Source organism: Streptomyces sp. NPDC058371 (assembly GCF_042723265.1).
In the GTDB taxonomy this organism is placed as follows: Bacteria; Actinomycetota; Actinomycetes; order Streptomycetales; family Streptomycetaceae; genus Streptomyces.
The window spans coordinates 720,767-729,951 of the sequence record NZ_JBHXJC010000003.1 but is presented as its reverse complement, the minus strand read 5'-3'; the positions used below and the strand labels follow the sequence as shown (position 1 = coordinate 729,951).

Genomic DNA, 9,185 nt, shown 5'->3' with positions numbered 1-9,185 from the left:
TTCCTTTGTACTCACCCTCTCGGGCTTTCCTCCGGGCGCTTCCCTTCGGTCTTGCGTTTCCGACTCTATCAGACCGTTTCCGGCTCCGATTCCCTCGGTGCTTTCCAGGTTTCCGCTTCCGCGTTTCCCTTTCCGGCGACTCCGACTTTATCAGAAGATTTGGGCCGGACTGACCGGCATCCATTTCTGAATCATCAGGAGTGGCTTCTCGGAAATCGATTGTCTCCGGAAGCAGTTAGAAACTAGCCGTTGCCACCGGACGTGTCCAGTTCTAGGCAACTGTTCGAATCTACCTCCCCGTTGGGTCCGTGTCAACGACTCCCTTGGGGCGAAGAGGAGACTAGCAGGTCAGCAAGGGTGGACGCACATCAGGCTGCGGTGGGAACCGTGGCGCTGCGCTCAGCCGCTTCGACGTCGCCCGTCTCGCCGGAGCGGACCGCGCGGCCGCCCAGGACATAGACGTACGCGAGGAATGCCAGTTCAGCGGTGATGCCTATGCCTATTCGGGCCCAGGTGGGGAGGCCTGAGGGGGTGACGAAGCCTTCGATGGCGCCGGAGATGAAGAGGACCAGGGCGAGCCCGATGGCCATGCCGAGAGCGGCGCGGCCCTCCTCGGCGAGGGCGATGCGGCGGGAGCGGGGGCCCGGATCGATCAGTGTCCAGCCGAGGCGCAAGCCCGTACCCGCCGCGACGAAGACGGCGGTCAGCTCCAGGAGGCCGTGCGGAAGGATGAGTCCGAGGAAGGTGTCGAAGCGGCCCGCGGACGACATCAGGCCGAAGCCCACGCCCAGGTTGAGCATGTTCTGGAAGAGGATCCAGATGACCGGGATCCCCAGGAAGATCCCGAGGACCAGGCACATCGCGGCTGCCTGGGCGTTGTTCGTCCAGACCTGGGCGGCGAAGGACGCGGCGGGGTGACTGGAGTAGTACGTCTCGTACTCTCCGCCGGGGCGGGTGAGGTCGCGCAGCTCGCTGGGGGCCGCGATCGACGACTGCACCTCGGGGTGCGTACCGATCCACCACCCCAGGAGGGTCGCTACGACGATGGAGACGAGGGCTGTCGGTACCCACCAGTGGCGTGAGCGGTAGACCGCGGCGGGAAAGCCGTGGGCAAGGAAGCGTGTGACATCGCGCCAGGAGGCGCGGCGGGTGCCTGTCACGGCACTACGCGCGCGTGCCACCAGTTGGCTCAGGCGTCCGGTCAGTTGGGGATCAGGTGCGCTGGACTGGATCAGGGAGAGGTGGGTGGCGGTGCGTTGGTAGAGGGCGACGAGCTCGTCGGCCTCGGCACCGTTGAGGCGGCGCTGGCGGTGCAACAGGGCGTCGAGGCGGTCCCACTCGGCGCGGTGGGCGGACACGAAGACGTCGAGGTCCATCGGTTTTGCTGCTCCTCGTCCCTCGTACTGCGTGTCAGCTTGTCGTACTGCGGCGCGATGCGCCCTCAGCTTGGCAGACTGGCGGTTCTCGGGGCGGCTCAGGGGAAGGACGGCAGGCGTGAGTGAGCTAGTGACGGGCGAGGCGGTGGCGCTGGAGTTGCGCCCCGCGAAGCTGCCGAGCCGAGCTCTGGCGGTGTTGCTCGACCTGGCCGTGACCATGGTCGTCTACCTGTTCGTGAGCATCGCCGTGGTGTTCTCGACAGGCGACCTGGACGACGCGGCACAGATCGCGATAACGATCGCGGCCTTCCTGTTGGTCCTGGTGGGTGGGCCGATCGCCGTGGAGACGCTCAGTCATGGGCGCTCGCTGGGGAAGCTGGCGTGCGGGCTGCGGGTGGTGCGGGACGACGGCGGTCCGATCCGGTTCCGGCATGCGCTGGTCCGGGGCGCGGTCGGCGTGGTGGAGATCCTGATGACGTTCGGGATCGTGGCGTGCATCGCCTCGCTGCTCTCCGAGCGCGGGAGACGGCTCGGGGACGTGTTCGCGGGAACGCTCGTCGTACGGGAGAGGGTGCCTGCCGGGCGCGCGCGCTTCGTGCCCCCGCCGCCGCCCTGGCTGGCGGGACGGTTCTCCGGCCTTGATCTGTCGGCGGTTCCGGACGGGCTATGGCTGGCCATCCGCCAGTACCTGACGCGGATGCAGCAGTTGGATCCGCAGGTCGGCTGGGAGATGGCGCAGCGCCTCGCCGGTGATCTCGCGGCGTGCACGGGGACTCCGGCACCGCAGGGGGTTCCGGCGGCTGCGTACCTGGCGGCCGTGGTGCAGGAGCGGCAGGCGCGCGAGGTACGGCGTGCGTCCGGTGGCCGGCGGGCGCCGGGCAACGGCCCGGTCGCGCATGGGGTTCCCACCGGGGAGTACCCAGGTACTGGCGGGGCGTATGCGGGCTCGTCTCCCGCTTCGAGTCGGCCGAGCGGGACACCGGGTGGTGGCGGGTCCGCTGCGGCCTACCCGGGCGGATTCCCCTATCCGGCCGCGCCTGCCTATTCTCCGCCCGGAGCTGAGGGCGGAGGGCAAGTCTCGGCACCGGGTCGGTTCGACGCGGCGAGGCCGACGCCACCGGCCGACGCGAGCCCCCCGGGCCACCAGCAGCAGCCGCAGGACCAGCAATCGGGGGACCGGCAGGCCCCGCCCGAGCAGCCCGATCGGTCCCCCACCGGTTTCGCACCGCCCGCCTGACGGCAGGGCACCGTCAGGCGCAGGACTCAGGCGTCGCTCTCAGGGATTCGTGCGCGGGATCGGCCCGCGTGCGGCGGGTGATCGCGCGTCAGGCGTGCGCCGACGGCGGCGACTCCAGGTCCTCCAGCTCGATGCCGGGGGCCGCCAGGACCACGTCGCCCGCGATGTGAACGGCGTTCTGCTCACCGGTGTCCAGCGCTGTGACCTGGTATTCGTCCACGGTCAGCGGGCCATTGTCAGTGGCGTGTGTTTCTCTCGTCATCAGGGCCCAGGACTGGTCGACGGTGCGGGGGGCGAGGACCGGGTCCGTGAAGGCGACGAGGCGTACGCGGGTTGCGGAGGCATCGGGGGTGAGGCGCAGGAGACGAGCGGTGGCGACGAGGAACGCCGGTGAGGTGCCGGTGAAGGCGTGGGCTTGGACATTGCCTTCCGTGGCCTCCGTGCCGGTGGGGTCGGTGCGGACCCAGGTGACGCCGTCGAGAGCCGCGCCGCGGACCTGCCAGCTCGCGGCGTGGAGTTCGAGGCGGATGGGGCGGCCGAGTTCGTCGAGCGCGAGGTCGACGGAGCCGGCGTGCTCTCCGGAGGGGGTGGTGAGTTGGGAGACGTAGCGCCAGCCGGAGGGGCCCGGCGCGCAGTGGAAGTGTTCTTCGGCGAGGGGGGTGTGGTCGTGCGGATCGTGGATCGAATATCGGCCGCGAGGCATGAGGGTCCTGGGTCTTCCGGGGTCGGTCCGGCAAGGGGCAGGCCCCCGACACGGGGGTGCGGGGGCCTGCCTGGGACCTGCTGCTGAGGAGCGCGTCAGTGCACGGACGCGTTCGCCTGCTCTGCGTGCTGCGTGCTGCGTGCTGCGTGCTGCGTGCTGCGTGCTGCGTGCTGCGTCACGATCACCGTCTACTCGGTGAGCCGGCAGTGAGGCTCGCCGAGTAGGCGGGGTGAGGCAGCCGTCACGCTCACCACGTACTCGGTGAGGCGGTGCTTGCGAGTGCTTGCGAGTGCGCTCACCTCGTGACTGAGGTGAGCGCCCAGCAACGGCTCAGCAGCAGCTCAGTAGCGGTAGTGGTCCGACTTGTACGGGCCCTCGACCTCGACGCCGATGTACGAGGCCTGCTCGGGGCGGAGCGTCGTCAGCTTCACGCCGAGCGCGTCGAGGTGGAGGCGGGCGACCTTCTCGTCGAGGTGCTTGGGCAGCACGTACACGTCGGTCGGGTACTCGTCGGGCTTGGTGAACAGCTCGATCTGGGCCAGGGTCTGGTCCGCGAACGAGTTGGACATCACGAACGAGGGGTGACCGGTCGCGTTGCCCAGGTTCAGCAGTCGGCCCTCCGACAGCACGATCAGGACCTTGCCGTCGGGGAACGTCCACGTGTGGACCTGCGGCTTGACCTCGTCCTTGACGATGCCCGGCAGCTGCGCCAGGCCGGCCATGTCGATCTCGTTGTCGAAGTGACCGATGTTGCCCACGATGGCCTGGTGCTTCATCCGGGCCATGTCCGAGGCCATGATGATGTCCTTGTTGCCGGTCGTGGTGACGAAGATGTCCGCCTTGTCCACGACCTCGTCCAGCGTCGTGACCTGGTAGCCGTCCATCGCCGCCTGCAGCGCGCAGATCGGGTCGATCTCGGTGATGATCACCCGGGCACCCTGACCCCGCAGCGACTCCGCGCAGCCCTTGCCCACATCGCCGTAACCGCACACGACCGCGGTCTTGCCGCCGATGAGGACGTCGGTGGCACGGTTGATGCCGTCGATCAGCGAGTGCCGACAGCCGTACTTGTTGTCGAACTTCGACTTCGTCACCGCGTCGTTCACGTTGATCGCCGGGAACAGCAGGGTGCCGTCACGGTGCATCTCGTACAGGCGGTGGACGCCGGTCGTGGTCTCCTCGGTCACGCCGCGGATCTCCGAGGCGAGCTGGGTCCACTTCTGCGAGCCGTCGGTGATGGTGCGGGTCAGGACCTCGAGCACGACGCGGTGCTCGTCGGACTCGGCGGTGTCGACGGAGGGGACCTTGCCGTCCTTCTCGTACTCGACGCCCTTGTGGACGAGCATGGTGGCGTCACCACCGTCGTCCAGGATCATGTTCGGGCCGCCGGTCGGGGTGTTCGGCCAGGTCAGCGCCTGCTCCGTGCACCACCAGTACTCCTCCAGGCTCTCGCCCTTCCAGGCGAAGACCGGGACGCCCTGGGGGTTGTCGGGAGTGCCGTTCGGGCCGACCGCGATGGCGGCGGCCGCGTGGTCCTGGGTGGAGAAGATGTTGCAGGACGCCCAGCGCACCTCGGCGCCCAGCGCGACCAGGGTCTCGATCAGCACGGCGGTCTGGACCGTCATGTGCAGCGAACCGGTGACGCGAGCGCCGGCCAGCGGCTGCGTCGCGGCGTACTCCTTGCGGATCGACATCAGACCGGGCATCTCATGCTCGGCGAGAGTGATTTCCTTGCGACCGAACGCGGCCAGAGAGAGATCGGCGACCTTGAAATCCTGGTCGGTGGCGACAGTCGACATTCGAGCTGCTCCTCGGGATTGGGGCGAGGTGGATACGGCTGGTCTGCGCGGCGGCGACGCACGCCTGCCCGAACGGGGCACGGGCATGCCGCGGTGCGCGCAGCGCAGTCCGTCGGAGGCCCTCTCTCCCTCGGCCGGCCCCCGGAAGGGCCGCCCGACCGCCATCAGCAGCGACGTCTGGCTCTTCCACCAAGCTACACCGGTGAGCCTGCCGACCCCAGCCCGCATCCGATCCGCCGGGCTGTCACGCGGGAGGCGCCGGGTCATGGCGAGGGACGCGCCGGGTCATCGCGAGGGGTGCGCCGGGACCGTATCGGAGGATCGGTATCCGGTCCACGTCATGAGGCCGCAAAAAGGGACTCGTCAGGACGTGGACGGGGCGCGTCAGGACGTGGAACGGGCGTGTCGGCATGCGGAAGGACGCGCCCGTCGGACGTCGGGCCGATAACGGAACGTCATGGGGATCGGTAACAGGGAACGAACGAGACGGGCAACAGGAGCCATCAGACCTGGACAAACAGGGACTTCTGAGCCTTTCGATCGCTGGACACCTGTTGCACTATGCGAGGAGATCGGGAGCAGGAGAGCGATCTGCGGGGCGTCCGGGACGTCGTCTCGCGTGACAAAGGCGTTAGGAGATCCACGTGACCAGTCCAGCCGGCCCTCCCCCCACGGGCGGCGGCGAGCAGAAGCGATTGAAGCTGCTCGCCGTGACCGCATGCCCGACCGGTATCGCCCACACGTACATGGCGGCCGAGAAGCTCTCGCAGGCAGCGGAGCGACTCGGGATCGACATGAAGGTGGAGACCCAGGGATCCATCGGCGCCGAGAATGTGCTCGATGACAACGATGTCAACACCGCCGACGGCGTCATCGTCGCCGCCGACAAGGACGTGGACCTGAGCCGGTTCGCGGGAAAGCGGGTCATCACCGTCGGGGTGGCCGAAGGGATCCACCATCCCGAGCGGCTGATCGAGCAGGTGCAGTCGGCGCCCGTGCACACGGCCGACGCCACGGTCGCCTCGACGAGCGGCGGTGGCAAAGAGCGGAGCGTGGCGTACAAGGCCCTGATGAACGGGGTCAGCTACATGATCCCGTTCGTCGTGGTCGGCGGGCTGCTGATCGCGATATCGCTCTCGCTGGGCGGGCACACGGACCCGTCCGGCGGCCTGGTCATCCCGAAGGACTCCTTCTGGATGGACGTGAACAACATCGGCGTCATCGGCTTCACGCTGATGGTGCCGATCCTGTCCGGCTACATCGCGTACGCGATCGGGGACCGGCCCGCTCTGGTGCCCGGCATGATCGGCGGCTGGATCGCCAACACCGGTTCGCTGTACGACTCCAAGGCGGGGGCGGGCTTCATCGGGGCGATCGTGACCGGCTTCCTCGCCGGATATCTGGTGCTGTGGATCAAGAAGGTCAAGGTCCCGAAGTTCGCGCAGCCGATCATGCCGATCATCGTGATCCCGATCGTGGCGACCACCGCGCTCGGCATGTTCTTCATCTACGTGATCGGGAAGCCGATCTCGTGGGTCTTCGAGCATCTGACCAGCTGGCTCAGCGGCATGACCGGGACGAGCGCGGTGCTGCTCGGCGCGATTCTCGGGCTCATGATCGCGTTCGACATGGGCGGGCCGGTCAACAAGACGGCGTTCCTCTTCGGCGCGGGACTCATCGCGACCGGCAACCAGACGGTCATGGGCATGTGCGCGGCGGCGATTCCGGTCATGCCGCTCGGCCAGGGCGTGGCCACGCTGATCCGCAAGCGCCTCTACACCGAACAGGAACGCGAAACCGGTCTGGCTTCGCTGTTCATGGGCTGCTTCGGGATCTCCGAAGGTGCGATCCCCTTCGCGGCGGCGCGGCCCGCGCAGGTCATCCCCGCGAACATGCTCGGCGGTGCGGTGGCCGGCGCGGTCGCCGGACTCGCCGGGGTTGAGGACGCGGTGCCCCACGGCGGGCCGATCGTGGCGCTGCTGGGTGCCGTGGGCGGCGTACCGATGTTCTTCGTGGCCGTGGCGATCGGTACCGCGGTGACGGCGCTGACGACAGTGGCGCTCGTGGACCTCGCCGAACGCCGGCGCCGGGGCGAGCCGCTCGTGGACCTGCCCGCCCCCCGGTCCGAGCCCGCGCTCGTCGGTGCGGGTGCCCTGACCGGAGGCGGTACGGTCTCCGCGCCGAAGGCGACGCAGGCCACCACGACCCAGGCCACCACGACCGAGGCGACCCGGACCGCCGCGTCGAAGACGACCCCGGTCACTGAGGCTGAGGTGCCCCCGAAGGTGGGCCCGGCCACGACAGCACCGCCCGCTTCCGACGACCGCGTCCTCTCCGGTCACCTCACCGAGCAGACCGTGAAGGTGCAACTCGACGCCGGGGACAAGGAGTCCGCGATCCGTGAGATGGCCGGCCTGCTCGCCGCGAGCGGCAGGGTCGACGACGTGGAGGAACTCGTGCGGACCGCGCTGCGGCGTGAGGCGCAGGGCACCACGGGTCTCGGCGAGGAGATCGCGATTCCGCACGCCAAGACGGACGCGGTGAGCGCGCCGGTCGTCGGGTTCGCCCGCTCCGCCGAGGGCATCGAGTGGGGTGCGCTCGACGACACCAGGGCCAAGCTGGTCTTCATGATCGCCGTACCGGAGGCGGCAGCGGGTGACGAGCATCTGCGGATTCTGGCGCTGTTGTCGCGGAAGCTGATGGACCCCGCTTTCCGTGAGCGGCTCACGACAGCCGAGGACACCGCGGCGATCCTCGACGTACTGCGCGAGATCCAGTAGCCGGAAGGCGAGTGACGACGGGCCCCGCGGCCGACCTGGCGCGGGGCCTGTCGCGTGGTGTTCACCGAGGACCTCGGGCATCTGCGCGCGCGGGAGGGCCGTGCGGGGAGGGGACAGTGATGCGCAGGGGGCTGGTGGTACGGCGGTGGAGGCGAGCTCCGCCTCCACCGCCGCCGTGGCCCGTCCAGGGGTGAAGTCCCCGGCGCAGACCGGGAAGGTCAGTGGCCCGTCTGTGCGGGTCCCCCGGGCGTCGCCTCCAGGTCGGCGCCCTTGGCCGCCTCGGCCTCGCTGTAGATGTCCGGCTCCAGGTAGATGACGCGGGCGATCGGGACCGCTTCGCGGATGCGGGCCTCGGCGGCGTTGATCGCCGAGGCGACCTCCGCGGCCGTGTCGTCGTGCTGGACGGCGATCTTGGCGGCGACCAGGAGCTCCTCCGGGCCGAGGTGGAGCGTGCGCATGTGGATGATGCCGGTGACCGTGTTGCCGTCGACGATGGCGGTCTCGATCTTCTTGACCTCGTCGACGCCGGCGGACTCGCCGAGCAGCAGGGACTTGGTCTCGGCGGCCAGCACGAGCGCGATCAGGATGAGCAGGATGCCGATGCAGAGAGTGCCGATGCCGTCCCAGACGCCGTCGTCGGTGAGCAGGGCAAGGCCGACGCCGCCGAGCGCGAGGACCAGACCGACCAGGGCACCGAGGTCCTCCAGGAGGACGACCGGCAGCTCGGGGGCCTTGGCGCGGCGGACGAACTCCTTCCAGGAGTGGTCGCCGCGCAGCGGGTTGGACTCCTTGATGGCCGTACGGAACGAGAAGCCCTCGGCGATGATCGCGAACACCAGGACGCCCACGGGCCAGTACCAGTTGTCCAGCTCGTGGGGGTGGCGGATCTTCTCGTAGCCCTCGTAGACGGCGAACATGCCGCCGACCGAGAAGAGGACGATGGAGACGAGGAAGGCGTAGATGTAGCGCTCGCGGCCGTAGCCGAACGGGTGCTGCGGGGTCGCCTCGCGCTGGGCCTTCTTGCCGCCGACCAGAAGCAGGGCCTGGTTCCCGGAGTCGGCGAGCGAGTGCACGGACTCGGCGAGCATCGACGACGAACCGCTGAAGAGGAACGCCACGAACTTCGCTGCCGCGATCGCGAGGTTGGCGCCGAGTGCCGCCACGATCGCCTTGTTGCCGCCTGACGCGCTCATGTGTCCGGGGTGTCCCTTCGCCCTCTGCCAGTCACCGGGCCTTTGCCCGTCCTTTGCGATGGGCCATTCTTGCAGCCCGGTCCGACATCGGCGCGGC

At 69.0% G+C, this 9,185-nt stretch carries 6 protein-coding genes; 2 read left to right on the top strand and 4 right to left on the bottom strand.

Annotated features, from left to right (window positions below):
- Positions 1 to 368 precede the first annotated feature (368 nt).
- Positions 369 to 1,376, bottom strand: a complete 1,008-nt coding sequence (locus ACFWM2_RS14725) for a stage II sporulation protein M (RefSeq protein WP_383278262.1) — start codon at positions 1,374 to 1,376, stop codon at positions 369 to 371.
- A gap of 118 nt (positions 1,377 to 1,494) precedes the next feature.
- On the opposite strand from ACFWM2_RS14725, the gene ACFWM2_RS14720 reads away from it, so the two are divergent.
- Positions 1,495 to 2,613 (top strand): RDD family protein, encoded by a 1,119-nt coding sequence (locus tag ACFWM2_RS14720; protein WP_383278259.1) that lies wholly within the window; start codon positions 1,495 to 1,497, stop codon positions 2,611 to 2,613.
- Between the two features lie 88 nt (positions 2,614 to 2,701).
- On the opposite strand, the gene ACFWM2_RS14715 is transcribed toward ACFWM2_RS14720, so the two are convergent.
- Positions 2,702 to 3,316 (bottom strand): hypothetical protein, encoded by a 615-nt coding sequence (locus tag ACFWM2_RS14715; protein WP_383278256.1) that lies wholly within the window; start codon positions 3,314 to 3,316, stop codon positions 2,702 to 2,704.
- Between the two features lie 341 nt (positions 3,317 to 3,657).
- Complete coding sequence (gene ahcY, locus ACFWM2_RS14710; RefSeq protein WP_383278253.1) at positions 3,658 to 5,115, bottom strand: adenosylhomocysteinase; 1,458 nt, start codon at positions 5,113 to 5,115, stop codon at positions 3,658 to 3,660.
- 644 nt (positions 5,116 to 5,759) lie between these two features.
- Between ahcY and ACFWM2_RS14705 the strand changes: the two genes are divergently transcribed.
- Complete coding sequence (locus ACFWM2_RS14705) at positions 5,760 to 7,895, top strand: fructose-specific PTS transporter subunit EIIC (RefSeq protein WP_383278250.1); 2,136 nt, start codon at positions 5,760 to 5,762, stop codon at positions 7,893 to 7,895.
- 218 nt (positions 7,896 to 8,113) lie between these two features.
- Here ACFWM2_RS14705 and ACFWM2_RS14700 read toward each other — a convergent pair whose 3' ends face one another.
- Positions 8,114 to 9,088 carry a cation diffusion facilitator family transporter gene (locus ACFWM2_RS14700; protein WP_383278247.1) on the bottom strand — a complete coding sequence of 325 codons (975 nt, stop codon included), beginning with the start codon at positions 9,086 to 9,088 and terminating at the stop codon, positions 8,114 to 8,116.
- Between the last annotated feature and the right edge of the window lie 97 nt (positions 9,089 to 9,185).

Bases quoted from the DNA above. Each gene is read 5' to 3' on its own strand.
- ACFWM2_RS14700 (WP_383278247.1), bottom strand. From the start codon at position 9,088: ATGAGCGCGTCAGGCGGCAACAAGGCGATCGTGGCGGCACTCGGCGCC.
- ahcY (WP_383278253.1), bottom strand. From the start codon at position 5,115: ATGTCGACTGTCGCCACCGACCAGGATTTCAAGGTCGCCGATCTCTCT.
- ACFWM2_RS14725 (WP_383278262.1), bottom strand. From the start codon at position 1,376: ATGGACCTCGACGTCTTCGTGTCCGCCCACCGCGCCGAGTGGGACCGC.
- ACFWM2_RS14715 (WP_383278256.1), bottom strand. From the start codon at position 3,316: ATGCCTCGCGGCCGATATTCGATCCACGATCCGCACGACCACACCCCC.